The 656-nt window shown below is 59.0% G+C and carries 1 pseudogene; it reads left to right on the top strand.

Annotation, left to right across the window (positions count from 1 at the left end):
* Positions 1-428: 428 nt before the first annotated feature.
* Positions 429-656, top strand: a pseudogene (locus QCE79_RS33345) (PKHD-type hydroxylase); the annotation flags it as partial.

Here is a 656-nt window from a genome sequence, read left to right as displayed (position 1 = left end):
CACTAATAGATGTCACGCCGGTAACGTCCCTCCTTATCTAGCGCTTCGAGCCGGTTCTCACCGATTGCGTCGCAAAGAGCCGCATGTACGGAACGCCCCATTCGCTCGGCGCTCCCGCACAGATAAATGGAGGCGCCTGCGTCGATCCACTGTCGCAACGTCGCGGGGGCTAATCGCACCACATCTCCGACGTACCGACATTCCAGGCGATCGCGAGACCATGCATAGTCGAGCCGCTGCGATAGACCTCTGCTTTGCCAGTCGGTCAGGTCTTCCGCATGAAACTGATCATGCGCGATTGCGCGGCTGTAGTTGGTCGCGAACACGTCGCTGTTCGGCGCGTAGATGCTGACGGCTGGTTCCGTCGGCGTGCTGTGACCATAAATCGTCTGCTCTTCGCGCGTCAGTTCGAAGCCAGCGCTGACATCGTCCGCGACACCTATGGCGAACATGAGGTGCGTCTTCCGGCGGGCGACCTGGTGCTCTATCCATCGTCCAGTCTGCATAGCGTTTCCCCGGTGACGAAAGGCGCGCGCGTCTGTTCTTTCCTGTGGATTCAAAGCATGATCCGCAACGATCAGAAGCGCACGATGCTCTTCGAACTGGACCAGACCATTCAATCGCTGCGCACGAAATACGGCGAAAGCGACGAGAGC

Source organism: Caballeronia sp. LZ003, from assembly GCF_031451465.1.
Lineage (GTDB): Bacteria > Pseudomonadota > Gammaproteobacteria > Burkholderiales > Burkholderiaceae > Caballeronia.
The sequence above is the reverse complement of the archived record's forward strand: the minus strand, read 5'-3'. Positions and strand labels throughout refer to the sequence as shown.